The 22963-nt window shown below is 72.5% G+C and carries 21 protein-coding genes; 13 read left to right on the top strand and 8 right to left on the bottom strand.

Annotated features, from left to right (window positions below; translation table 11 throughout):
- Positions 1 to 11: 11 nt before the first annotated feature.
- Positions 12 to 884 carry a helix-turn-helix domain-containing protein gene (locus ACVKXF_RS00180; protein WP_185021215.1) on the bottom strand — a complete coding sequence of 291 codons (873 nt, stop codon included), beginning with the start codon at positions 882 to 884 and terminating at the stop codon, positions 12 to 14.
- 24 nt (positions 885 to 908) lie between these two features.
- Between ACVKXF_RS00180 and ACVKXF_RS00175 the strand changes: the two genes are divergently transcribed.
- From ACVKXF_RS00175 to ACVKXF_RS00155, 5 genes are all read left to right on the top strand, one after another.
- The gene (locus ACVKXF_RS00175; protein ID WP_456794484.1) at positions 909 to 3266 is read left to right on the top strand and encodes a helix-turn-helix domain-containing protein; all 2358 of its coding nucleotides are present in this window, start codon (positions 909 to 911) and stop codon (positions 3264 to 3266) included.
- A gap of 70 nt (positions 3267 to 3336) precedes the next feature.
- The gene (locus ACVKXF_RS00170; RefSeq protein ID WP_340195600.1) at positions 3337 to 4116 is read left to right on the top strand and encodes an ABC transporter ATP-binding protein; all 780 of its coding nucleotides are present in this window, start codon (positions 3337 to 3339) and stop codon (positions 4114 to 4116) included.
- Positions 4113 to 5450, top strand: a complete 1338-nt coding sequence (locus tag ACVKXF_RS00165) for a hypothetical protein (RefSeq protein ID WP_456794483.1) — start codon at positions 4113 to 4115, stop codon at positions 5448 to 5450. Before ACVKXF_RS00170 ends, ACVKXF_RS00165 begins: the two co-directional genes overlap by 4 nt.
- The gene (locus ACVKXF_RS00160; protein ID WP_148061673.1) at positions 5447 to 5995 is read left to right on the top strand and encodes an MmyB family transcriptional regulator; all 549 of its coding nucleotides are present in this window, start codon (positions 5447 to 5449) and stop codon (positions 5993 to 5995) included. The genes ACVKXF_RS00165 and ACVKXF_RS00160 overlap by 4 nt, the downstream gene beginning before the upstream one ends.
- Before the next feature lie 150 nt (positions 5996 to 6145).
- Positions 6146 to 6274, top strand: coding sequence for a hypothetical protein (locus tag ACVKXF_RS00155; RefSeq protein ID WP_340195601.1), 129 nt, complete (start codon positions 6146 to 6148; stop codon positions 6272 to 6274).
- Positions 6275 to 6493: 219 nt separating this feature from the next.
- Here ACVKXF_RS00155 and ACVKXF_RS00150 read toward each other — a convergent pair whose 3' ends face one another.
- Together ACVKXF_RS00150 and ACVKXF_RS00145 are read right to left on the bottom strand one after the other, a co-directional pair.
- Positions 6494 to 8659 carry an MFS transporter gene (locus tag ACVKXF_RS00150; protein ID WP_456794482.1) on the bottom strand — a complete coding sequence of 722 codons (2166 nt, stop codon included), beginning with the start codon at positions 8657 to 8659 and terminating at the stop codon, positions 6494 to 6496.
- 130 nt (positions 8660 to 8789) lie between these two features.
- Positions 8790 to 9608 (bottom strand): alpha/beta fold hydrolase, encoded by an 819-nt coding sequence (locus ACVKXF_RS00145; protein WP_123310101.1) that lies wholly within the window; start codon positions 9606 to 9608, stop codon positions 8790 to 8792.
- Positions 9609 to 9853: 245 nt separating this feature from the next.
- Between ACVKXF_RS00145 and ACVKXF_RS00140 the strand changes: the two genes are divergently transcribed.
- The 4 genes from ACVKXF_RS00140 to ACVKXF_RS00125 all read left to right on the top strand — a co-directional run bounded on the left by ACVKXF_RS00140 (position 9854) and on the right by ACVKXF_RS00125 (position 14051).
- Positions 9854 to 11428: a cation:proton antiporter gene (locus ACVKXF_RS00140; protein ID WP_123310097.1), complete on the top strand. Its 1575-nt coding sequence runs from the start codon at positions 9854 to 9856 to the stop codon at positions 11426 to 11428.
- A gap of 127 nt (positions 11429 to 11555) precedes the next feature.
- A complete protein-coding gene (locus tag ACVKXF_RS00135; protein ID WP_340195604.1) occupies positions 11556 to 12437 on the top strand; it encodes an alpha/beta fold hydrolase in 882 nt (293 codons plus the stop codon).
- A gap of 13 nt (positions 12438 to 12450) precedes the next feature.
- Complete coding sequence (locus ACVKXF_RS00130; protein ID WP_123310093.1) at positions 12451 to 13188, top strand: hypothetical protein; 738 nt, start codon at positions 12451 to 12453, stop codon at positions 13186 to 13188.
- A gap of 11 nt (positions 13189 to 13199) precedes the next feature.
- Positions 13200 to 14051: an SDR family NAD(P)-dependent oxidoreductase gene (locus tag ACVKXF_RS00125; RefSeq protein WP_456794481.1), complete on the top strand. Its 852-nt coding sequence runs from the start codon at positions 13200 to 13202 to the stop codon at positions 14049 to 14051.
- 21 nt (positions 14052 to 14072) lie between these two features.
- Here ACVKXF_RS00125 and ACVKXF_RS00120 read toward each other — a convergent pair whose 3' ends face one another.
- Entirely contained in the window at positions 14073 to 15668 is a 1596-nt protein-coding gene (locus ACVKXF_RS00120) for an alpha-L-fucosidase (RefSeq protein ID WP_456794480.1), read from the bottom strand.
- 87 nt (positions 15669 to 15755) lie between these two features.
- On the opposite strand from ACVKXF_RS00120, the gene ACVKXF_RS00115 reads away from it, so the two are divergent.
- The gene (locus ACVKXF_RS00115) at positions 15756 to 17129 is read left to right on the top strand and encodes an MFS transporter (protein WP_456794479.1); all 1374 of its coding nucleotides are present in this window, start codon (positions 15756 to 15758) and stop codon (positions 17127 to 17129) included.
- Positions 17130 to 17149: 20 nt separating this feature from the next.
- Here ACVKXF_RS00115 and ACVKXF_RS00110 read toward each other — a convergent pair whose 3' ends face one another.
- Together ACVKXF_RS00110 and ACVKXF_RS00105 are read right to left on the bottom strand one after the other, a co-directional pair.
- Complete coding sequence (locus tag ACVKXF_RS00110; protein ID WP_123310087.1) at positions 17150 to 18043, bottom strand: helix-turn-helix transcriptional regulator; 894 nt, start codon at positions 18041 to 18043, stop codon at positions 17150 to 17152.
- A 128-nt stretch (positions 18044 to 18171) separates the two neighbouring features.
- Positions 18172 to 18546, bottom strand: a complete 375-nt coding sequence (locus tag ACVKXF_RS00105) for a DUF2255 family protein (RefSeq protein ID WP_123310085.1) — start codon at positions 18544 to 18546, stop codon at positions 18172 to 18174.
- A gap of 173 nt (positions 18547 to 18719) precedes the next feature.
- On the opposite strand from ACVKXF_RS00105, the gene ACVKXF_RS00100 reads away from it, so the two are divergent.
- Both ACVKXF_RS00100 and ACVKXF_RS00095 read left to right on the top strand, forming a co-directional pair.
- Positions 18720 to 19469 (top strand): carboxymuconolactone decarboxylase family protein, encoded by a 750-nt coding sequence (locus tag ACVKXF_RS00100; RefSeq protein ID WP_456794478.1) that lies wholly within the window; start codon positions 18720 to 18722, stop codon positions 19467 to 19469.
- 132 nt (positions 19470 to 19601) lie between these two features.
- Positions 19602 to 20570 carry an aldo/keto reductase gene (locus ACVKXF_RS00095; RefSeq protein WP_456794477.1) on the top strand — a complete coding sequence of 323 codons (969 nt, stop codon included), beginning with the start codon at positions 19602 to 19604 and terminating at the stop codon, positions 20568 to 20570.
- A 9-nt stretch (positions 20571 to 20579) separates the two neighbouring features.
- On the opposite strand, the gene ACVKXF_RS00090 is transcribed toward ACVKXF_RS00095, so the two are convergent.
- Both ACVKXF_RS00090 and ACVKXF_RS00085 read right to left on the bottom strand, forming a co-directional pair.
- Positions 20580 to 20918: a MoaF-related domain-containing protein gene (locus ACVKXF_RS00090; protein ID WP_123310079.1), complete on the bottom strand. Its 339-nt coding sequence runs from the start codon at positions 20916 to 20918 to the stop codon at positions 20580 to 20582.
- Positions 20919 to 20945: 27 nt separating this feature from the next.
- Positions 20946 to 21893, bottom strand: a complete 948-nt coding sequence (locus tag ACVKXF_RS00085; protein ID WP_123310077.1) for a quinone oxidoreductase family protein — start codon at positions 21891 to 21893, stop codon at positions 20946 to 20948.
- 106 nt (positions 21894 to 21999) lie between these two features.
- Between ACVKXF_RS00085 and ACVKXF_RS00080 the strand changes: the two genes are divergently transcribed.
- Positions 22000 to 22839: a helix-turn-helix domain-containing protein gene (locus ACVKXF_RS00080; RefSeq protein ID WP_456794476.1), complete on the top strand. Its 840-nt coding sequence runs from the start codon at positions 22000 to 22002 to the stop codon at positions 22837 to 22839.
- The last annotated feature ends 124 nt before the right edge of the window (positions 22840 to 22963 follow it).

Genomic DNA, 22963 nt, shown 5'->3' with positions numbered 1-22963 from the left:
TCGCTGCCCGGTCACCCGGCCGCGGCGCCGACCGCCGTCGCCCGGACCGGACCACCCGGCGCCGCACCGGGCCGGCGCCCGAGACCGGCGAGTGCTGCGGCCCCCTCGGAACCAGCCGGCGCGTGGAAGGCCGTCAGGACGAACCGTCGGGGACCGGGCACCTCGAGCGTCTGGCACGCCAGTGTCACCGGACCGTACCCGTGCACGTGCTGGCGGACGGAGCCGTTGAGGTACGGGCGCGCGTCGTGGCGTGACCACAGCTGCCGGAAGTCGTCGTCGCGGACCGACAGGGTGCCCACGATCTCCTGGAGCCGACGGTCCCGCGGATCGCTCCCGTAGCGCAGGGTGGCAGCGGTCCGCGCCGCCGCGTCCGGCCAGTCCTCGAGCATCGCCCGCCCCGCACTGGAGAAGACGGCGAGCGGTAGGTTGACGCCGGGCCGCAGGCCGCCACCGGTCATCGCCCGCGCCAGCGGGTTGACGATCACGACGTCCTGGTTGCCGTCCATGATGTAGGCGGGGGTCCCGGTCCACTGGTCCAGCAGGCCGGCCAGCGCCGCGAGGACCTCGGTCGCGGGAGCCGGAGCCTCCATCGGCGCCTCGCCCGCCTGCATCCGTACGAGTCTGCTCATGTGGTCGACGGCCACGGCTTCGAGGTTGAGGGCTCGGCCGAGCGCGTGCAGGACCTGGTCGGACGGCTGGCGGTCGCGCCCCTGCTCGAGCCGGAGGTAGTACTCCTGGCTGATCCCGGCCCGACGCGCCACCTCGTCTCGTCGGAGTCCGGCGACGCGGCGGGGCGTGAGCGAGACGATCCCCACGTCCTCGGGCTGCACGAGCGCTCGTCGTGCGCGGAGGTATTCGCCGAGCGGGGTCACGGTGATCGGCATGACGGCTCTCCCTCTGGTCGTCCGGTGCGGCCCCGCCGAGCGGTGCTGCATGATGTCGGAGATCAGCACACCAGCAGCCCGGCGTCCGCACCATGCAGAACGCAGGCAGGAATCGAGGAAGCCGTGCCCGAAGGACCAGATGGAGCACTCCTCCGCCGTCTGCGGACCCGCGCGGGCATGACCCTCGCCGACCTCGCCGGGGCCGCACGGATCGGAGTCCGGACACTCGGCGACGTCGAACGCGGCGTCGCACGTCGGCCGCAGCGCGCGACGCTCGAAGCGCTCGCCGATGCACTCGGCGCCGGACCGGACGAGCGCGCGGCACTGCTGCGCATCGGTCGGGCTCGGGCAGCGACCTCGTCCACCGCGCCGGACGTCGTCGCGGACTTCACCGGGCGGGACGACGAGGTCCGGCGGATCGTCGACCGCCTCCGCGCCGGCGCCGGCGCCGGCGCAGGAAAAGGGGCCGGGGCCGGGGCCGTCGTCGTCATCGCCGGCGGTCCCGGCATCGGCAAGAGCGCGCTCGCTGCCGAGGCGCTGCGGACCAGCAGGGGCCGGTGGCTCCACGTCGACCTGGCAGGACAATCGGAGACGCCGCTGTCCGCACTGGACGTCGTCCGTCGTCTGGTCACCCTCGCGACCGCCGGCGCAGAGGAGGCACCGACCGGGTTCGACGCGGCGACGGCGCGCTGGCGGGAGCTGCGCGATGCACACGGCCACGCCGTCCTGCTCGACGACGCCGTCGATGAAGCGCAGGTCCGTTCCGTCACCGGCGCAGGGGGCTCCGGCGGACCGGTCGTGGTGACGTCCCGGCGGCTGCTCGCGGGTCTCGACGCGGACCTCCGCATCACGGTCGGTCCGCTGTCCGAGACCGACGGCACGGCCCTGCTCGGGCGGATGGTGCCGGACGCGACCCACGACCCGGCGCTGCGTGCGTTGGCCGGGCGCTGCGCAGGCGTGCCCCTGGCGCTCCGGGTCGCGGGCGGTCGCATCGCAGCACCGGGCGCCGACGTGGACGGGTTCCTGCAGGCGATGCTGGCCGAGGAGCTCCGGATCGGTGCGCTGCGGCACGGATCGCTGTCGGTCGAGGCGGCGTTCAGCGCCTCGTACCGGCGGCTCCCGCAGACGACGGCCCGGGTGTTCCGGTCCCTCGCCGTCATCGACGGGACGACGTTCGACGCACAGGTCGGCGGTGCGGCGCTCGGTCTCGACGAACCGACCGCCGAGGACGCCCTCGAGGAACTGGTCGACCTCGGCCTGCTGGAGCCGCGCGGGGGCAACCGGTACCACGTGCACGACCTGCTCCGGGCCTTCGCTGCCGACCGGCTCACCGAGGAGGACGGGTCGGCCGCGACGGGGGCATGGCGCGAGCGGCTGCACCGGTCCCTGCTGGCCACGGTGACCGTGGCGGCGAGCCGGTTCGCCCCGGCATCCGAGCACCGTGCAGCAGCCGACCCTGCGGCGCTCCAGGTCTCCGCCGACCCGGTCGCAGCGAGGGCGTGGATCGTCACGGAGGTCGACCACTGGTGGCCGGCGTTCCGGTCGTCGGCCGAGTGCGACAGCCCCGAGGCGAGGGCGGAGGTCGTCGGCCTGGCAACCGGACTGCAGTGGTTCTCGAACCTCTGGCCGGCGTGGGGCCGTTGGTACGACGTCTTCGGCGCTGCCGTCGACGCGGCGCGAGCGATCGGGGACCGCGGTGCATCCTCCCGCTTGCTGGGGCTGCAGACGTGGGCCGCGTTGATGGAACGCGGCGATCGTGCCGGTGCTCTCGACCTGGCGACCGCCGGCCTGGCCGACGCCGCGGCGGCTGGCGACGTCGCGGTCACGGCGAACGCCGAGTACCACGTCGCCTGGGCGCACCTCGCGCTGCGGCAGCCCCTGCTCGCGCTGCCGCACATCGACGCGGCGATCGACGGCAACACCCGGGCCGGCGACGACGCAGCGCTCGTGCAGTGTCGATCGATGGCGGGCGCGGCGCTCCACCTGCTCGAGCGGCACGACGAAGCGATCGAGGTGTTCCGGGCCGTGCTCGTGGACCTCGGACGTGCGCCGGCGGGTGATCCCGGGGCGGCCTTCACCCGCGTGGTGGCCCTGGAGGAGATCGCGAAGTCGGCGAACGCGATCGGGCGGTGGGACGAAGCGCGTGAAGCGGCCGAGGCGGGACTCGGCGCCGCGACCGAGATGGCGTGGGACATCGGGGCGGCCCGCGCCCTGCGGCAGCGCGCGGAGGCTGCTCTCGGCGCTGGCGACGTCGACGACGCGGCCGCCGACGCGCAGCGGGGCATCGCCCTCGTGGACGACGAACGCGCCGACGCCCAGGCGGTCGCGGTGCTCGGCGGGCTGCAGGAACTGCTCCAACGGACCGGGCATCAGGCGTCCTGACGAGCACGGCCGGTGAACCTGTCCCCGGCACGGACACGCTCGGCGTCCGGGCCCTCCGTAGTCTGCGACGGTGCTGCCCGACCCCGACCCCGACCCCGACCCCGACCTCGACCTCGACCGTCAGCCGATCGTGCGTGCCCGTGACGTGGAGCACGCGTACCCGGTCGCGGCAGGACCGGCGGTACCGGTCCTGCGCGGGGTGTCCCTCGACGTCCGGCCCGGGGAGATGCTCGCCGTGGTGGGCCCGAGCGGTTCGGGCAAGTCGACCCTGCTCGCGTGCCTGTCGGGCCTGGAGACCCCCCTCCGTGGCTCGGTCGTGCTCGACGGTGTCGATCTCCGTACCTTGTCGCCGCAACGTGCGGCGCGGCACCGCCGCGGCCGCGTCGGGTTCGTCTTCCAGGCGTACAACCTGCTCCCGGCGCTGACGGCCCGGGAGAACGTCGCCCTGCCCGCTCGGCTCGCCCGCAGGCCGGCCGATCGGCGAACGGTGGACGCCGCGCTGGACGACGTCGGACTCCTCGCCGTCGCCGAACGGCGACCGGAAGCGATGTCCGGTGGGCAGCAGCAGCGGGTGGCGATCGCGCGTGCACTCGTCGTCCGACCACGAGTGCTCTTCGCCGACGAACCGACCGGAGCCCTCGACACCGTCGCGGGCTCCGACGTCCTCGACCTCCTGCGTCGCGCGGCTGGTGGCGACCGATCGGTGGTGATGGTGACCCATGACCTCGCCGCAGCGGCTCGGGCAGACCGTGCGATCGTCCTGCGGGACGGCACGGTGCACGCCGAACTGGACCGACCGGACGCGGCCGCGCTGTTCGCCGCCGTCGAGCGAGCGGCGGCCGCGGCGTGATCGTGGCCCGGCTGGCCGTGGCCGACCTGCGGTCGTCGTGGCAGGTGTGGGCCGGGCTGTTCACCGTGTGCGCGGTCGCCGCGGTCGCGGGTTCCGTGCCCGGCGTCCTGATCGTGAGTGGACTCCGGACCCCCGGCGTGCGTGGACTGGCGTTGCTGTCGATCGCCGGCACGACGGCTGCGTTCGGACTGATCGCGCTGCTCGTGGTGGTCTCCGCCGTGGTCCGGCTGACCGCGGGTCTCCTCGAGCGGACCCACGCCCTCTGGCAACTCGCCGGGGTGACACCCCGCGGCGTCCGGGTCACGATGCTCCTCCAGACGGCCGTCACCGCAACGATCGGGGCAGTGTGCGGAGGCACGGTGGCGGCCTCCGTCGTGCCGGCGTCGGTGGCGGCGTCGCTCGCCGACGCCTCGGGCCTCGCCGGTGTCGACGTGACGGGGTCCGGTCAGGAGACCGCCACGGTGGTCCTGTCCACCGTGGTGGCGGCCGTCCTGGCTGCGCTGCCCGGCAGCCGACGGGCTGCCTCGACCTCGCCGCTGCTGCTGCTGCGCACCGAGACGGGTGGACGTCGGTCCGGAGCCGGTCGGATCGCGGTCGCGGTGCTGCTGAGCGCCCTCGTCGTCAGCATGCTCGTCGGACTCCCGCGGTCGGTCCCCGATGGAGCGGCTCCGGCGCTGCTCATCGGACCCGTGCTCATCGCCGTGGTCGCGGTCCTCGGTCGGTCGATCGGTGCACCCGTCGTGCGGCTCTGGACGGCGGCGGTGCCGGAACGGGCGTCGGTGGCGTTCGCGGTCGCACGGGCCACGGCGCGGTGGGCCGCGACGCGGAGCGACACCACCCTCGCCGCACTCCTCATCGCCGTCGGGCTGCCCACGGCGCTCGTCGGCGGCCAGCGGACGGCGGCGAGCGCGTTCGGGGCAGCCACGGCGCACGCGAGCGGGGCCGGGGCGACGCTCCTCGTCCTGAGCGGACCGGTGCTCCTCGCTGCGATCGGCGCCGCCGCGACCGCGGCGATGTCGACGCGGGACCGCGGTCGTGAACGGGAGCAGCTCCGCGCGATCGGCGCGTCGCCCGGGCTCGCGGTGGGCGTCGCAGCGCTCGAGGGACTCGTGCTCAGCGTGACGGGGATCCTGATCGCCGGCGCCACCGTGTTGATCGCCGTCGGCGCGGAGTGGACCGTCCTGGCGCCGTCGTACCCGGCGACCCGGCCCACCGTCCCCCTCGACGTGCTGCTGTGGGCGGGTGGGTTCTGCTCCGTGCTGGTGGTGGTCTCGACGCTCCTGCCCGCCCTGGACGTCCGCCGCTCGTGGCTCGGCCGTACGCTCCGCCCGTGAGCACGGACGACGGAGCCGACGGCCGGCGGGCACTGCTCGAGCGCCTGGTCCTGCCGTGGCGGACGGTGCCCGCCGTCGTCTACGACCGGCACCTGACGATCCGGATCGTCAACGATCTCGCGCGTGCCCTCCACCGGACGTTCCGACCGGGCGCGAACCTCGCGCGCTCCGCGTTCCTGCCGTCGGGGGACGGTGCTCGGGCCGGCTCGAGCGTGGACCCCGCCGGCACCACACCCGTCGGCGCGCGACTCGCCGCCGAGCTCCGGCGGTCGCTCGACGAACACCACCAGGACCGCGGGTACGTGGAGCTCATCGGGGAGCTGGCAGCCCGGAGCGCCGCGTTCGCGCAGTTCTGGGCGGAGCCCGACGGGGCCGAGCCGAGCGGGGTCGTCGGGTTCGCGCTCCATGGCACCGGCCGGGTCGTCCTGGCCTACCACCGGTTCTCGGTCCCCGGGCCCGACGGTGACACGCTGCTGCTGTGGCACGGCGCCGACGACACGTCGACCGGGCGACTCGCGGCACTCGCCCGGTCGCTCCACGACTGATGCGGGGTCCCGTGGGACGCCGCGAGACCCGCTCCAGGTCCCCACGTGGGCTGCGGGGGAATGGCCCTCGGGGGGACACGTGCGCAGGGTCCGGCCGCCGTAGCGTCGTGAGGGTCGCGACGACGTGACACCGACCCGAGGAGACCCGCGATGACGATCTCGTTCCCGCCCCTGCCCGCCGTCCTGCACGTGGGCGCGGGCGCCGCCACCCCTGCGGTGCAGACCCTGCTCCTGCCGTCCCCGGCAGCCGTCGCCGGCCGTCCGGGAGCCCGGCGGTGAACCCGCTGCGTGCCGTGCTCCACGTGCTCCGGGCGGAGCCGGACCAGTGGCGCCGACGCGTGCTGCGATCGCCACGTGAGATCGCGGTCCTGACGGCGGAACGTTCACTGCCCGACGATCCCGCGTACGGCGACTTCTTCCTGAGGGCGCCGTGACCCGGGTGCATACCGAACGGCCCGGTCCCTGCGGGGACCGGGCCGTTCTCTGACCGGGGACGGCTCAGGCCGCGTGGACTGCCGTGCGTTCCCGGCGGGACCGCGCGGTGAGGCCGATCGCTGCGGCGACGGCGGCGATCGCGACGAGTCCGGCGTAGACGGCCCCGACCTCGGCGAGCCCGACGACGTCGGTGAAGAACCCGGCGACGAGCACCGGGATCCCGTACGCCGCGTAGGCGACCAGGTAGACGGCGGCGAAGAGGCCACCGCGTGTGGCGTTGTCGGCGAGTGGTCCGAGGATCCGCAGGGACGAGCCGAACGCGGCGCCCTGGCCCGCTCCGCCGACGATCGCGGCGGCGACGAGCAGCGGCAGGTCAGCGGCGAGGATCGCCGTGCCGGCGCCGATCGCGCCGAGCAGCAGGAGCCCGGCGCCCACGGCGGTGGCGACCCGCGCCGCCGAGCGTGAGAAGAGCATGCCCGCGATGGCTGCGGCGGCGGGCTGCAGCGCGATGACGACGGCGCTGGCGGTGCCACCGTCGATGCCGAACACGCCGTCGTCGAGGCGTGGGCCGAGGCCGAGGAAGAGTCCCGAGAACATCCACCCGGCGACCGTCAGCGGAGCGAGCACGCCGAACCAGGTCCGGGCGGCCGCGGGGACGGCGAGGACCGGCCGGAGCGACGCGAGCGCCCCGGAGTGGCGGTCGGCGGTCTCGTCCGCAGCCAGGACCGCGGCGACACCGACGAGCAGGACGACGCCCAGCGTCAGGAACACGGCAGCGGTCGGGTCCGGTGCGAACTGCGCGGCGAGACCGCCACCGAACGCACCGAGCGCCAGCCCCCCGACGGGAGCGGCACTGGTCAGCACGGTCATCGTGCGGCGGTGGCGCTCGCTCGACAGCTCGATGATCGCCGCTGTGAACGTGCTGGTCGCCGCACCAGTGGCGATCCCCTGCACGGCACGAGCGGCGATCACCCACCAGACGGAGTCGGCGACCAGGAACAGGGCACCAGCGACGAGCAGGAGGACGAGCGCGCCCACCAGCACCGGGCGACGTCCCACGTGGTCGGACAGACGTCCGGCGACCAGGAGCGTCCCGAGCAGGGTGACGGCGTAGGCCGTGAAGGCCGTGGTCAGCTGCCAGTCCGGGAAGCCCCAGGCCGACTGGTAGACGACGAACAGCGGGCTGCCCGCTCCGGCGCCGAACGCCACGGCGACGGACGCGATGACGACACCGACCAGGGCGGTGCGTCGGTAGGTCGCCGAGGACCGACGGGGTCCGTCGGCCTCCGACCGGCGCAGGAGGCCGAGCGAGCGGGTCGCGATGCTGCCGACGATGACGGTCGCCACCCCGACGACCACCCATGCGAGGGCCGTCCCGAGCGCGCCGACGTCCGCGGCGGTGAGCAGTCGCACCGCGTAGGTGGCACTCGCCGCCGTCGTGAACGTCATCGCCCAGAACCCGATCGCGAAGCCGCTCGTCAGGTACCGGCGGAGCAGGAACAGGTGCGGGAGCAGGAGCGCGACCATCGTGCCGGCCAGTACGGTGTCGACCGTCGAGGGAGCACCCCCGCTGATGACCCACCAGGCGTTGCCGGCGACCGCCGGTGGTGCAGAGAAGATCGCGAGCGTCGGCAGGAGCGGCGCTGGGATCGCCGGCCCCGTCGCCAGGCGCGCGACGAGCATCGCGCCGATGAGGATCCAGAACAGGATCCCCGCGGCGAAGTACCCGACGGCGAGGGTCTGTGCGCCGATCGTCGCGAGCGACTGCGCTGCGAGGAGCGAGCCGGCGACCGTCGGCAGCAGGTACCCACCGTGCAGCGTGCCGATGTCGCGGGGGACGGTGAGCAAGGAGGTGAGGAACCAGGCGCCGAACGCCGTGGTCAGGACGAGCATCACCCAGACGCCGACCGCACCCACGACCGGCGACGTCGCGCTGAGGTGTGCCGCCAGCAGCGACCCGACCGCGGGGACGAGCGCGGCGAAGGGGCCGAGCACGGGGTGCCGGAGATCCGCTCGGATGCCCCTGACAGCCCCCGGGCGTCGGAGGGAGCGGACGATCGTGATCACCCAGGCCAGAGCCGCCGCGGCCCAGAGGACCTCGCCGATCGCCGGCGGCGCGCCGAGCTCGACGCCCGCGACGGTCCACGTGCCGGCGAGGCCGGCTGTGCCGAACGCGATGCCGAAGGTGTTCAAGGGGAGCCGTGGGCGCTCCGCGAGTGTGCTGTTCATCGATGCCTCCAGAGGCGGACGCGAATGTAACCTGCTGAGGTGGGTGGGCATTCCGTGGGATGGCCAAGGGCGACCTGGAGGCGCGTGGCGGGGCCGCCACGCGCCTCCAGGTCGCTGCGGGGGGGTCGCGTCAGCTCCTGATCCAGGCGAGCACGTCCTGCTGCAGGGCCTTGCGGTAGTCGCCGTGGATGCCGTGCGGGGCACCCGGGTAGGTCTTGAGCGTGCCGTCCGCGACGAGCTCGATCGCCTTGCGGGCGGCGTCGTCGATGGGGACGATCTGGTCGTCCTCGCCGTGGTTGATCAGTATCGGCACGGTGAGGGACCGCAGGTCCTCGGTCTGCTCGGTCTCCGAGAACGCCTTGACGCAGTCGTACGCGGCGGACAGGTTCACGTTCTGCCCCTGGCGCCAGAAGTCGAGCTTCGCGCCGTACGAGACGTCGCGGCCGTGGTTCGCCCCGAAGAACGACTCGGACAGGTCGAGCCAGAACTGCGAGGCGTCCTCGAGCACGCCGGCACGGATGCCGTCGAAGACCTCCATCGGCGAGCCCTCGGGGTTGCTCTCGGTCTTGACCATGATCGGCGGGATCGCTCCGGCCGTGACCACCTTGGCGACCCGGCCGTCGGCGTACCGCGCGGCGTAGCGGACGACCTCGCCACCACCGGTGGAGTGCCCGAACACGACGACGTCGTGCAGGTCGAGGTGTTCGATGAGCGCCGCCAGGTCCTTCGCGTACTGGTCGATGGTGTGGCCGACCGCGGTCTTCTCCGACCGACCGTGTCCACGGCGGTCGTGGGCGATGGCGCGGTAGCCGTTGTCGCTGAAGAACTTCAGCTCGGGCTGCCAGGCGTCCGAGCTGAGCGGCCAGCCGTGTGCGAAGACGATGGGCTGTCCCTCGCCCTGCTCGGTCCAGTACATCTCGATGCCGTCGGGGGTGGTGAACGTGGGCATTGCGGGCTCCTTGCGTCGTGGTCGGGTGCCGGACGTCCGTCGTCGGCGATGGCGACGCTACGAGCGGGGCCGCGGCAGGGGCGTGTCCCCACCGGGACCACCCACCTGCTGGCCGACGCGGCCGCCACGGGTGCCCCGGGCGGGGACACGCACGTCCGGGGGACGTCGACCTACGGTCCGGACATGCACCCCCACCAACCCGCGTCCACCGAGCACTCCGCCGACCGTCCCGTGGAGCCGTCGCCGTGAGCATCGACACGACCCTCGCCTGGGTCGTCGCGTTCCTGGTCGTGACGGTCGCGGTGAGCGCGGCGGCACGGCGCGTCGGGTGGTCGGCTCCGCTCGCCCTGGTCGTCATCGGCGTCGCCGTCTCCTACGTGCCCGGCGTGCCCCGCGTGGACGTCGAACCGGACTTCGTCCTGTCCGTGCTCCTCCCGCCGCTGCTGTTCGCAGCGGCCCTGCAGACGTCGCTGTCGGACGTCCGCGCCCGCCGCGAGTCGCTGCTGTTGCTCTCCGTCGGCCTCGTGGCCTTCACCACGGTCGTCGTCGGTCTGGTGACGTGGGCGGTCGTCCCGACGCTGACCCTCGCAGCGGCCTTCGCCTTCGGCGCCGTGGTGGCCCCGACCGACGCCGTCGCGGTGTCCGCCGTCACCCGTCGTGCACCGCTGCCGAGGCTGCTCGCCTCGATCCTGGACGGCGAGAGCCTGCTCAACGACGCCACGGCGTTGGTCGCGCTCAACACGGCCGTGGTCGCGATCGTCGCGGCGTTCGACCCGGTCCGGGCCGTCGGTGAGTTCGTCCTCGCGGTGGTCGGCGGCATCGGCATCGGCCTGCTCGTCGCCTTCGCCATGGGCGCCGTCCGGCGGCGGCTCTCCGTCGCGGTCCTCGACACGAGCCTGTCCCTCGTGACGCCGTACGTCGCGTTCCTGCTGGCGCACGGCATCGGCGCATCAGGGCCCCTCGCGGTGGTCGTCGCGGGGCTGTTCCTCGGGTTCCGGGCCCCGGTCCTGCAGTCGGCCGAGGCCCGCCTGGCCGAGTCGCTCAACTGGCGCACCATCCAGTTCCTGCTCGAGAACGCGGTGTTCCTGCTCATCGGTCTCAGCCTGCCGGCGATCCTGCGTGGCGCGCTGTCGTCCGGGATCGGGCTGGGTCGAGCGTTGTTCGTGATCGGGGTGGTCCTCGTGGTCCTGGTGGCCGCGCGACTGGGCTGGAGCCTGGCCGTGACCGCGGTCTACCGCTGGGGACCGGCACGGCTCAGACGTCGGAGCTGGCAGTGGCGGTTGGACCTGCCGGTCACGGTCGCCGGTGTGCGCGGCGTCGTCACCCTCGCCGCGGTGTTCCTGCTGCCCGAACAGACGCCCCACCGCGCGTTCCTGCAGTTCCTCGCGTTCGTGGTCGTCATCGCCACGCTCCTGCTCGGGCTCTCGCTGCCCTGGGTGATCCGCCGGGGGGGACTGCCGGCGCCGAACCTCGACCAGGAGCGGATGGAGACGCAGCTGCTCCTCGCCGAGGCCCGTGCCGAGAGTCTGCAACTCGTCGACCGGCTGGAGGCCGGAGCCTACGACGACCGCGCGGTCGAACGCGTCCGGATCGATGCGGCACTCCTCGGCGAGACACTGGTCGGCGACGAGGGCGTCCGTGCGGACCGTGCGGCGGCGTACGCCGAGCTGCGGATGCTCACGATCGTCGAGGAGCGTCGGGCCGTGCTCCGCGCACGTGGCGAGGGGCGTTACCCGGAGACCACGGTCCGCGCAGTGCTGACCGTCCTCGACATCGAGGAAGCCGCCGTCCGCGCCACGCTCGCCGACGACGCGGACTGAGGGACGGGACCGTGCCTGCCCGCGTCCGGACCATGTCCCTGACGGGAGCACGCGGCTCGGCGTGCACCGCTCCTAGCGTCGACCCCGCAGCCGACCACCGGGGTCGGTCGAACCCGAGGAGTCACCCATGAGCACCACGGCAACCACGACCGGTCCCACCACGACGACCGTCCCGACCGAGACCGTGACGGCGGCCGACGGCACCACGTACGCCTACCGCCGGTTCGGGAGCAGCACCGATGGCGTCCCACTCCTGTTCCTCATGCACTTCCGGGGGAACCTCGACAACTGGGACCCGGCGCTCATCGATCCGATCGCAGCTCGGCGCGAGGTCATCCTCGTCGACAACGCCGGCGTCGGCGCCTCGACCGGGATCGTCCCGTCGACCGTCGCGCAGATGGCGACGGACCTGCTGGCCTTCACCGATGCACTCGGCATCCGACGGTTCGACCTGTTCGGGTTCTCCCTCGGCGGGTTCGTCGCACAGGACATCGCCCTGCTGCGGCCGTGGGCGGTCCGCTCCCTGGTGCTCGCCGGGACGGGCCCCGCCGGCGCGCCGACCATGCACGGATGGCGCGAGGACATCGAGCGCGAGTCCCGCCACGACGTCCCCACGGCCGAGAGCCTGCTGTACATCTTCTTCGCGCACACCGACACGAGCCGGGCTCGCGGTGTCGACTTCCTGCGTCGACTGGGCGCCCGGACCGAGGACCGTGACGCCCCGACCACCCCGGCGGTGCGCGACGCCCAGTACGACGCCGTGCTCGCCTGGGGGGTCCCGGACCTGACGAAGCTCGAACGTCTGACCGCCATCCGCCAGCCGACGCTCGTGCTGCAGGGCGACGACGACCTCATGATCCGCACGCCCGGCAGCCACACGCTGGTCGGGCTCATCCCGGACGCGCGCCTGCACGTGTTCCCCGACGCCGCGCACGCGTCGATCTTCCAGTACCCCGACGAGGCCGCGGCCGTCGTCGAGGAGTTCCTCTCCGCGGCGACCGCCGCCTGACCACGGAGTCATCATGACCACCACCACGACCCTGCTCGACCGCATCGTCGACGCCCACGGCGGAACCCGCTGGGCCGACGTCTCCACCATCTCGGCGAACCGCCACTTCGGCGGCGTCTTCTGGGGCCTCAAGCAGGTGCCCGGGATCGCCGAGGAAGGACGCTTCACCGTCGACCTCCGGCGTCAGCGCACGTCGCTCGACCACTTCGGCGCCGACGACCTCCGGACTGAGTTCACCGGCGACCACGTTGCGGTGGTCCGCACGACCCCCCACGGCGACGAAGTCATCGAGGAACTGGCGGACCCACGGTCGTCGTTCCGGGGACACGTGCTCGAGACCCCGTGGAACCGGCTGCAGCTGGCCTACTTCACCGGGTACGCCATGTGGACCTACAACACGGAGCCGTGGTCGTTCACGTTCCCCGGCGTCCACGTGGAGGAAGTCGGTCCGTGGACCGAGCCGGACGGCGCGACGTGGGACCGGCTCCGCGTCACCTACCCCGACAGCATCGCGACCCACACCCCGACGCAGACCCTCTACGCCGACGCTGACGGCGTCCTGCGGCGTCGTGACTACGAGGTCGACATCGCAGGCGCCTCGCCGAGCGTCGAGTACATGACCGGGCAGACCTGGGTCGACGGTCTCCTGCTCGCCACCGAGCGGGAGATCTTCGTCCGCGACGGCGACGGCCGGGCGCTGCCGGAGCCGCTGATCGTCTCGATCGGCATCGACGACATCGTCGTCGGTTGACGGGGTCGAGCATGTCCAGCACCTGGTTCATCACCGGTTCGTCCCGCGGCTTCGGCCGCGCACTGGCCCTCGCCGCACTCCGCACCGGAGACCGGGTCGCGGCCACCGCGCGGGACCCCCAGCAGGTGTCCGACCTGGTCGAGGAGTTCGGCGCCCAGGTCCTCCCGCTCGCCCTCGACGTCACCGACGCCGCCGCGGCCGCGACCACGCTCGCAGCCACCCGCGACGCATTCGGCCGGGTCGACGTCGTCGTCAACAACGCCGGCTACGCGAACCTCGCGCCGATCGAGACCACGGCGGAGGACGACTTCCGACGGCAGTTCGAGACGAACTTCTGGGGCGTCCACAACGTCTCCAAGGCGGCGATCCCGATCCTCCGTGCGCAGGGCGGCGGCACCGTGGTCCAGTTCTCGTCCGTCGGCGGTCGGGTCGGTGGCACCCCGGGGCTCGGCTCGTACCAAGCCGCGAAGTTCGGCATCGACGGACTCACCCGGGTGCTGGCCACTGAGACCGCCCCGTTCGGGATCCGCTACCTGGTCGTCGAGCCGGGCGGGTTCGCGACCGACTGGGCCGGAGCGTCGATGGACGTCGGCACCGTCCCGGACGAGTACCGATCCACGGTCGGCGCCGTCGCCGAACGGTTGCGGAGCTCGCCCGCGGCCGGGGACCCGGACCGTGCCGCCGAGATCCTCGTGCGGACGGTGGGACGGGAACGCCTGCCGTCCCACCTCGTCATCGGCACCGGAGCGGCGCGACTGGCGATCGCGTACTCGGAGCAGCAGATCGCAGAAGCGACGGCGTGGGAGGCCGTCTCGGCGTCCGCGGACTTCGCGGCGCCGCGCGTGGAGCTCCCGAGCGACTGACGACCGCACCGCGACCGCCGGTCACTGGTGCAGGAAGTCCTGCCGCTCCTGCTCGACCACCGGCGCGAGTCGCACCCGGACCACCGGACCGGAGTCGACGCTGGTGACGCCCTCGAGCGCGACCACGAGCGCGTCGGGGCGCTGCTCCCAGGCGACCTCGCCGGCGTGGCCGAGGACCGCGACGGACCGGATGCTCCGACCGAGCAGGCCCGAGGCCGACCCGAACGCCCGGATGCTGGCCGACCCGTCGTCCGGGTCGGCCAGCAGCGTCGCGTAGACGGCATCGCCGGTGACGTCGTGGCGCGTGGTGAACCGGACGTCCTCGGCGGTGTACTCGACGGTGTCGGCATCCACGAACGAGCCGGCGGGTCGTGTCGTCGGCCCCTCGCCCGAGATCGTCCACGGCCGGGTGCCGTAGATCGCCTCGCCGTTCACCGCGAGCCACGAGCCGATGCCGCGCAGGATGCGGACCTCGTCCTCGGGCAGGGTGCCGTCGGCCTTCGGCCCGGTGTTGAGCAGCAGCACACCGTTCTTCGCGACCACGTCGACGAGTTCGGCGACCAGGTCGCGCACGGTCTTGTAGTCGTGCCCCTCGATCCAGCTCCACGCGGTCTTGGCGATCGCGGTGTCGTTCTGCCAGACGGCCTCCGGTGTGCCGGCCATCGCTCCGCGCTCGATGTCGTACACGGCGCTGCCCGGCGCGAACGTCTCCCACTTGTAGTTGATGACGACCTCGCGGCCCCACTCGGCGGCGCGGTTGTAGTAGTAGGCGGCGAGGGTGCGCACGTACGGCTGGAACGCGGGCTGCTCGATCCACCAGTCGAACCAGAGCACCTGCGGGCGGTACTTGTCGATGAGCTCGACGGTGCGGAGCAGCCAATCCTCCAGGAAGCGCTCGTTCGGGGCGGTCTCCTCGCGCTGCGCCGGCCCGTAGAAGTCGCTGAACCGCGGATCGAGCACGTCCGAGGGGGTCTTCGTGCCGCCGTTCATGAAGAACCAGTGCTCGGCCCGGTGGGACGACGCGCCACGGACCATCCACGCTTCGTCCGCGGCGACGAGGAGTTCGCCGAACACGTCACGCCCCGGCCCGAGCTGCGCTGCACTCCAGCGGGAGCGGTCGGTGTCGTACATCGCGAAGCCGTCGTGGTGCTCGGCGACCGGGACGACGAACTGTGCGCCGGCGTCGCGGAACACCCGCACCCATTCGGCGGCGTCGAAGTGCTCCATCGTGAACGAGGGGATGAAGTCCTTGTACCCGAACGCGTCCTGCGGCCCGTAGGTCTCGACGTGGTGCGCGAACTCGGGCGTCCCGGCGCGGTACATGTCGCGGGAGTACCACTCGTTCCGGAACGCGGGGACCGAGAAGACGCCCCAGTGGACGAAGATCCCGAACTTGGCGTCCTGGTACCAGAGCGGTGCGCGGTACCGCTGCAGCGACGCCCAGGTCGCGTCGTACGGGCCCGAGCGGACGACGGCGTCGACCGCGGCGAGGGCCGCGGTGTTGTCCGACACGTCGACGGGCTCGGGCAGGGTGGTCGGGTCCAGCGGGGTGAGCGGTTCGTGCACGACGTGCTCCGATCGGTTGCGGCGGCTCGGCGACGGCGATGTCGGGAGCATGAGACATCCTACGTCTGCGCGATCCGCCCGGGAGGGGTTCCCGGTCAGGGCATCCCCGCACGTGAACGGGCGGGGGAGCATCGAACCGTGACCGCTCCGACGACAGCCGACGTCCCGACCGATCGAGGCCCGCACCGAGCCGCGCGGCTGACACTCGTGCTCGCCGCGCTCGGGTTCTTCCTCATCACGCTCGACATCCTCATCGTGAACGTGGCCCTGACCACGATCGGTCGGGAGCTCGGCGGCAGCACCTCGGGGCAGCAGTGGGTGATCGACGCGTACACGTTGCTGTTCGCCTCGCTGCTGCTGTTCGCCGGCAACCTGTCCGAACGGATCGGGGCGAAGCGGGCGATCGGCTGGGGCATCGCGGGGTTCCTCGTGGCCTCCGTCGCCTGTGCCCTCGCCCCGACGCTCGGCGCGTTGATCGCCGCGCGAGCGGTCCAGGGCGCGGCTGCCGCGGTGATGCTGCCCGCGTCGATGGCGCTCATCCGCGAAGCCTTCCCCGAGGCCCGCGAGCGGGCGCACGCCCTCGGCATCTGGGCCGTCGGTGGCGCGGTCGCCGGAGCGGTGGGACCGATCCTCGGCGGCGCGCTGACGACGCTCGACTGGCGGTTGGTGTTCGCGATCAACCTGCCGGTGTGCGTCGTGATGCTCGTGATGCTCGTCCGGGTGGCCTCGTCGGCTCGGCGACCGGCGCGGTTCGACGCTGCCGGTCAGGTCCTCGCGCTGCTCGCGCTCGGAGGGCTCGTCTTCGGGCTCATCGAGGGCGCTGCGACGGGCTTCGGCCGCTGGTACGTGGTCGTCGCGTTGGTCGTCGCCGCTGCCGCGGTCGCCGGGTTCCTGCTGGTGCAGGCGCACGGTCGGAACCCGATGATGCCGCTCGACCTGTTCCGCTCCGGCGGGATGCGGATCGCCCTCGGTGTCGGGTTCGCGTTCATGGTCGGCAACTTCGGCAGCGTCTTCGTCCTGAGCCTCTACCTGCAGCAGCACCTCGGCTTGTCACCACTGGCAGCAGGGTTGGTGTTCCTGCCGTCCGCGGCGTTCAGCATCGTCGGCAACGTGGTGTGCGGCACCCTCGTGAACCGGTTCGGCGCACGGGTCCCCGTCGTCGCCGGACTCAGCACGATGGTGCTCGGTCTCGTCGTGGTGATCGTGCTCGCACCCCTCGACTCGGTCGTCGCGGTCGCGGTCTGCACGATCCTGACCGGCGCGGGCGGGTCGGTCGCGATGCCGCCCGCGACGTCGGTCGTCCTCGCCAGCGTCCCCGCTGAGCGGTCGGGGACCGCGAGCGCGGTGTTCAACACCTTCCGGCAGGTCGGCGGGGCGGTGGCGATCGCGGTCTTCGGGGCGTTCCTGGCGGACCGGTCGCAGTTCGTGGTCGGGACGCAGACCAGCTTCGTGGTCGCCGCCGTGGTGCTCCTCGTCGCGGCGCTGGCAGCGATCCGCATCACGAGCGAGTGACCGCTGGCGACGGCACAGCGTCAGCTCCGGACGTCGGTCCCACGGTGCTCGGCGGAGTCCCGCTGCTCCGTCGCGGCCACGGACCCGAGCAGGCGGAGCGCGTCGGCCGTCGGTGAACCGGGTTCCGCGCTGTAGAGCAGGAGGCTGAGGCCCGGGTCGCTCATCAGCCGTGACCCCTCGAAGTGCAGGTCGAGGACGCCGACGACGGGGTGGACGAAGTGCTTCTCGCCCGTGGCGTGCCGACGGACGTCGTGCGCACCCCACTTCGCCCGGAACTCCGGGCTGCGCGTCGACAGCTCACCGATCAGGGCTTGCAGGTCCTCGTCGTGGGGGTCGTGGCCGGCCGCGGTGCGGAGGATCGCGACGCTCTGGTCGGCGGCGACGTCCCAGTCCGGGTGGAACGCGTCGGCCCAGTCCCGGTCCAGGAACGCGGCGCGGGCGAGGTTCGGCCGCTCCGACCTGCGGAACAGGTCCGCGTAGAGCGCCCGGCCGAGCGCGTTCGCACCGAGCAGGTCGAGTCGGTCGTTGCGGATGAACGCCGGCCCGCCGGTGAACGTGTCGAGCGTGTACTGGAGCCCGACGCGCAGGGTCTTCGGCGTCGCTGCGCGGCGCTGTCCACGGACCGGGGAGGCGTTCGCCGCCCGTGCGAGGTCGAACAGGTGGTCGCGCTCCGCGTCGTCGAGGAGCAGCGCGCCGGCGATGGCGTGCAGGACGCCGTCGGAGACGCCGGAGAGGCTGCCGCGCTCGAGCCGCGAGTAGTACTCCACGCTGACGTCGGCGAGCATCGCGACCTCACTGCGGCGCAGGCCGGCGACCCGCCGGTTGGGCCCGCCGGGCAGGCCGACCTGCTCCGGGCGGACCCGGGCACGGCGGCTGACGAGGAAGTCCTTGACGTCGTCGCGGTTCGTGGTCATGAGGCGACCCTACGAGTCCGCGCCGGGGCGCGGGGTGCACTGCCAGGACACCGGACGGGAGGCACGGCGCCAGCTGGCACCGTGCCTCCCGTCCGCCCTGTGGCGCGTCCACCGCGCCCCTGCCGTGGTCACGCGCGCGGACTGATCCGGACGGTCGCCGAGGTCGGTCCGTCCTGGAGCATCGGCGGGAGGTACGGACTGCCGGCGTACTTCGTCTCGTACGCGAGGTCGATCCGGCTGTTCAGGTCGGGGCCGATGGATTCGAACACCACCTCGTGTTCGGTCCCTGCGGCGCTGATCCTGCCGGCGCCCTGTTCGATCGCGGAGCGGTACCAGCGGGAGCGTTGCCCGTTGTAGGCGCGGACATAGAGGTCGCCATCGACGACGACCGACCAGATCCAGGTCGGCGTGCCGTACGTCGTGCCGTCCGCCCGGAACGGGCTGACGTGGAGGTCGTCGGAGGCGGCGATCGCCGCGATGGTGTCGGGGTTCCAGTCGGACATGTTCATCCTGTTCGTCGGGCCAGTGCGCTGCTCCACCACCGTACGAGGGTGTGGACGGTCGAGGGATGCCCTCGTGGAGCACCTCTCGACGGTGCATCCCAGCCGTCTCCGGTGCGGTGTTCGCTCGTCAGCGACCCACGCGAGTGACCCACGGAACAGCGGAGGAAACACCGATGACGACGAACCAGCCCACGAACGCCGAGCACGATGCGCTGCTCGGAGCATTCAGCACGACGGACCCGGAGTTCGTCGAACGCATCGGAGCGTTCACCTTCACGGAGACGGTCGCGGAGAGCGCACTCGACGCGACCGATCGCCTGCAGTACCAGCTCGGCGCCCTGGTCGCCGTCGGTGCCGTCGAACCGTTCCGGGTGCTCCTCGACGCTGCGCTCGACGCCGGTGTGTCACCGATCGCCGTGAAGGAGGTCGTGTACCAGGCCGGCGCCTACGTCGGGATCGGCCGCAGCCTGGGGTTCCTGGCCGCGGTGAACGAGGTGCTGACCGCGCGCGGGACCGCACCGCGGCTCCGGTCGCAGGCGACCACGACCCCTGCGGACCGGACCGAGCGCGGCATCGCGACACAGCGGGAGATCGTCGGTGGTGACACGGTCGACGCCATGTACGCGAACGCCCCGAGCGATGCGGCGCGCTTCCAGCGGTTCCTGTCCGCGAACTGCTTCGGCGACTACTACACGCGGACCGGTCTCGACGTCCGGCAGCGAGAACTCCTGACGTTCGCGGTGCTCGTCGCACTCGGGGGAGCGGACGGCCAGGTCGCCGCGCACGTCACCGCCAACCAGAACGTCGGCAACACGCGCGCCGAGATGCTCGACGTGCTCACGGCGCTCCTGCCGTACATCGGCTACCCGCGCACCCTCAACGGCCTGGCCGCCGTCGAGAAGGGTGCGCCCGCGGTGGCCTGAGCCACAGCGGTGCCCCACTGGTGCACCCCGTGCTCGGCTCCGTTTCCCTAGGGTCGAACGTGACGCGGGAACGACCCCCGTCCAGAGGCGTCGTCCGTCGCCGCAGCCGCACACCACCGGAAGCAGGACACCGTGCACCACACCCGTCTCGGATCGACCGGACTCGTCGTGAGTCGTCTCGCCCTCGGCTGCATGAGCTACGGCGACCCCGCTCGGGGTCTGCACTCCTGGACCATCGACGAGGACGGCGCCCGCGGGTTCTTCCGGCAGGCGGTCGAGCTCGGCATCACCTTCTGGGACACCGCGAACGTCTACCAGCAGGGTTCGAGCGAGGAGTTCGTGGGGCGCGCGGTCCGCGAGTTCTCACGACGTGAGGACATCGTCCTCGCGACGAAGGTGTCGGGGAAGATGCACGACGGCCCCGGCGGTTCGGGCCTCTCGCGCGGGGCGATCCTCGAACAGGTCGACGCGTCGCTCTCCCGCCTCGGCACCGACTACATCGACCTGTACCAGATCCACCGGTTCGACCCGGAGACCCCGGTCGAGGAGACCATGGCGACGCTGCATGACCTGGTGCGGGCGGGCAAGGTCCGGTACCTCGGCGCCTCGTCGATGTGGGCCTGGCAGTTCGCGAAGATGCAGACGGCTGCGACGGTGAACGGGTGGACGCCGTTCGCGACGATGCAGGACCAGTACAACGCCCTCAAGCGTGAGGAAGAGCGGGAGATGATCCCGATGTGCGTCGACCAGGGCGTCGGCCTCGTTCCGTACTCCCCGAACGCGAAGGGGCGGCTCACCCGCCCACGCGGCGTCGAGACGGCCCGCTCGAGCGTGGACGAGGTCGCCAAGGCGTTCGACTCCGACGCCGACGGGCCCGTCATCGACGCGGTGCAGCGCATCGCCGAGGACCGGGGTGTCCCGATGGCCCAGGTCGCGCTCGCCTGGGTGCTGCGGAACCCGGTCGTCTCCGCACCCGTCGTCGGCGCGACCAAGCCGAACCACCTGGAGGACGCCGTCGCCGCGCTCGACATCGACCTCACCGACGACGAGGTGGCCGCGATCGAGGCGCCCTACCAGCCGCAGGCACCGTTCTGGTGGTGAGCGCGACGCTCAGCGGACGCGTGTCCAGGTGCCGCTGAGCTGGATGAACTCCCCGCCGACCACGGAGCTGGCCATGCAGGTCCCGGCGTCGTAGTCCTCGATGTGGGTGACGTGGTCGCCCGCGTCGTCTTCCGTCCACCGGACCACGTAGAGCCCGTCCCGCACCTTCGTGGTCGTGTACGGCATCGTCTCGGTCCGTCCGGCGATGGCGCCCCCGGTGACGTGGAACGTGACCTGGGTGTCGGTGTCGAAGGTGATCTCGACGGTGAAGTGTCCGAGGGGGGTGTCCGGGCCGAGGTCGGCGAGCCAGGTCTGTCCGACGGCGGGGAGGGTTGCGGTGGTGTCCAAGAGGGGTTCCTTCGTGGGTCGTGTGGATCAGAATTCGAGGACGAGCCGGCCGCGGACGCCGCCCCGTTCGAGTCGTTCGTGGGCGGCGACAGCGTCGGCGGCGGGGACGACTCCGGCGACATCTGCCGTGAGCTCGCCCCGGTCGACGGATCGGGCGAGCCGCTCGATGGCGTCGTGCCGGAGGTTCGAGCGCATCACGTAGGACCCGAACACGCTGATGCCGCGGCCCGGGTCGACGTCGGTCGGCAGGTAGAACGCGACCTGCCCGCCGTCGCGAGCAGCGTCGACGACCTGGTCGGTCAGGACCGCCGGGTCCGCGACCGCGTCGGCACCGCGACCGTTCGTGGCGTCCCGGACCCCTGCGGTGAAGTCCGCCGCACGGTCGAGGACGACCGCCGCGCCGAGACCGCGGACGCGCTCTGCGTCGGCGGGACGCGCATCGGCGATCACGGTGATGCCGCGCGCAGCGGCGAGTTGCACCAGGTACCCGCCGACGGCGCCGGTCGCACCGGTCACGGCGAGGGTCTGGCCGGGCTCCAGGGCGAGGTGTTCGAGGGTGATCTCCGCGGTGAGGGCGTTCGACAGGAACGCCGCGCCTCGGGCGAACGAGCCGTTCGACGGCATCCGGGTCACCGACAGGCTCGGCAGGACGATCCGTTCGGAGTAGCCACCGTGGCTCCCGTCCGGCACGACGAACCCGGTGACGGAGTCCCCGACGACCAGGTCGAACCCCTCGGGTTGCTCCGGGCCGATCTCGTCGATGGCACCGGCGACGTCGGTACCGGGGACGACGGGTTCGGCGATCGCACGGTCGTTGCCGGCGAACCCTCCGGACCGGATGATGGTGTCGACGGGGTTCACGGCAGCGGCGCGGACCCGGACACGGACCTCGCCCGGTCCCGCGTGCTGTTCCGGCAGCTGCACCTCGTGCAGCACATCGGGTGCTCCGTACTCGGTCAGACCGATCGCTCTCATGGTGGCTCCTTCGTGGTCGGGGACGCACCCGACGATGCCAGCCGGCGTCCGCGCTGTGGAGGGCACGGATCTCTCCCCCTCTCCGTCCGGTGGCAGACTGCCCGACGTGGCGATCGACGTGCGCGCAGCAGAGCTCGGTGACTTCCTGCGCGCTCGGCGTGCGGAACTCGACCCGGCGGCGTTCGGGATCCCTGCGGACGTGCGGCGACGTGTGCCGGGCCTCCGTCGGGAGGAAGTCGCCCAGGCCGCGTCGATCAGCGTCGAGTACTACACGCGCATCGAGCAGGGCCGCATCGCGGTGTCCGCTCCGGTGCTGGCAGACCTGGCCGACGTGATGCGTCTGACGAACGAGCACCGGGCGTACCTGACCGACCTCACCGGGAAGGCCGAGGCCGCTCCGCCACTGCCGAGCGTGCAGGCGGTGCAACCGGCGCTGCAACGCGCGCTGGACGACCTCGCGACGACACCTGCGTTCGTCCTCGGACGGTTGACGCGAATCATCGGCTGGAACCGGCTCGGTGCCGCGCTCATCACCGACTTCGGGGCGATCCCACCGGCGGACCGCACCTTCATCCGGCTGTTGTTCGCGGACCCGGCGATGCGAGCCCTGTACGCCGACTGGGCAGAGGTCGTCGAGCTCGCCATCGCGCAGCTCCGGGGTGACATCGCGCGGTACCCCGACGACCCCGAGCTCCGCCGGGTCGTCGACGGGATGACGGCCGACTTCCCGGAGTTCCGGGAGATCTGGGCCGCCCACGCCGTCGCCGGTCGCGGGACCGGGCGGAAGACCCTGCGTCACCCGGTCGTCGGTACGGTCGAGCTCGACTGGGAGATCCTGGCGTCGGCGATGGACCACGACCAGCTGATCGTGCTGTGGACGGCGGAACCGGGGTCGGTGTCCGAGGAACGGTTGCGCCGGCTCGCCGAGCGCACTCCGGACCGCTGACGCTGACGCTGACCAGGTCAGCCGACGACCGCAGCGCCGTTCAGGCGCTCGCTGTCGCCCCGATGATCACGGCACCGAACACCCAGGCGTAGCGCGCCGGACACGGACGCGGAGCGCTGCCGCC

It is taken from the genome of Curtobacterium sp. PvP017, from assembly GCF_054060195.1.
Note: the sequence above shows the minus strand (reverse complement) of the source record. Positions and strands in the feature narration are given on the sequence as shown.